The following is a 1,266-nucleotide window of genomic DNA, read 5'->3' as shown; positions in this document are numbered from 1 at the left end:
CAACTACAACAATGGATTGCGGGTCTGCCGAATTATATCAAGGTATACCTACCTGTTTCAGTCTGCGAAAGTTGAGTAAATACCTTATCTTGCGCTGATATTTTCATTTTGCTCACTCCCGGCTGGAACTCTATATTGATAGCACAATCATACCATTTGAAAAATATATTACAAATTCAGAAAAAAGCAAGAGATATGGCCGGAGTGGATATAACTTATCTTAAAATCTCTTGATTCAAGGATAGCAACGCCAGGCACTCCACGGAAAAAAGCGGTTCGGGCTGGTGTTGTTTAGTCGGAAAGTATCAACGGCAGTTAATAACAAGTGATCAATGAGACCATTCTCCAGTTCCTTTTTCAACTCCGGAAAAGTGGCTTCTTTGAACTCTTTTTTTGTCCAGATCAGCTTTATCAAAGTATACGTTGCCATAGAGTAGCTGAATCCAAGCCTGTTTAACATCTTAGAAACACCCTTTGGAGTAAAAGTATTAGGAAAAATTAGATTTTTATTTACTTTTCTCCCTAAACTTTTTGGCCTTTTGAGGGATTCGAAGTATTTTGGAGGACCCATTAAAAATAGGGAGTAATATGAGAATGGGGTTTTATTTCCTGATGGAATATTGCTAAATTTAAGTCTAATAGGGATTTACAAATATTTATATTTAGTGTACAATTCTGTATATAAGATGAAACACAAAGACTGGGGGAAGGTATTGTGAAGTATCCATTAGTACGTAAGCATCTCATGATGGTACCCTTCGGTAAGAAATTGTCTATAGGAACTATTCCTAATGGCGCAATTGAAATTGAAGATCCTGATAGAGCGATTGATTCTGTATTATCCATTTATGATGGAAAAAGAACAGTAGAGGAAATACATAGATTGAATGTTATGGATAATATTAAAAAACTAATTTAAAAGGAGATTCTTTTATGAAAGCACTACTTGTTTTAGATATGCAAAATGGAATATTAGAAATGAAGGACTTTAGTGAAGAAAGGAATAAAATCAAGAACATTATAAAAAGGTTTAAAGATGCAAAAGATTTGGTGGTATTAACAAAACATATAGATAAGGATCCAAATAGTCCACTAGCTGAAAATACTGAAAAGAGTGATATTGATAAGGAATTTGCTCAATATGCGGATCTTACTATAACCAAAAACACTCCAAGTGCATTTTTTGGTACAACCCACATTTCGCACGTCTTAAATAAAATTCATTTTAATTTTTGAATGAACTATATTTAAACATTTTGGTGGGAT

At 33.6% G+C, this 1,266-nt stretch carries 3 protein-coding genes; 2 read left to right on the top strand and 1 reads right to left on the bottom strand.

What is annotated here, in order from left to right; all coding sequences use genetic code 11:
* Window positions 1–235: 235 nt before the first annotated feature.
* Window positions 236–460 (bottom strand): hypothetical protein, encoded by a 225-nt coding sequence (locus NFR98_RS15735; RefSeq protein ID WP_013860568.1) that lies wholly within the window; start codon window positions 458–460, stop codon window positions 236–238.
* A 255-nt stretch (window positions 461–715) separates the two neighbouring features.
* Here NFR98_RS15735 and NFR98_RS15730 point away from each other — a divergent pair, with 255 nt between their 5' ends.
* Both NFR98_RS15730 and NFR98_RS15725 read left to right on the top strand, forming a co-directional pair.
* Complete coding sequence (locus NFR98_RS15730) at window positions 716–919, top strand: hypothetical protein (protein WP_014096932.1); 204 nt, start codon at window positions 716–718, stop codon at window positions 917–919.
* A 14-nt stretch (window positions 920–933) separates the two neighbouring features.
* On the top strand, window positions 934–1,236 hold the full coding sequence (locus NFR98_RS15725) for an isochorismatase family protein (RefSeq protein ID WP_014096931.1): 303 nt from the start codon (window positions 934–936) through the stop codon (window positions 1,234–1,236).
* Window positions 1,237–1,266: the final 30 nt, after the last annotated feature.

It is taken from the genome of Weizmannia agrestimuris (assembly GCF_943193165.1).
Lineage (GTDB): Bacteria > Bacillota > Bacilli > Bacillales > Bacillaceae_C > Weizmannia > Weizmannia faecalis.
This window is presented reverse-complemented; position numbering and strand designations above follow the sequence as displayed.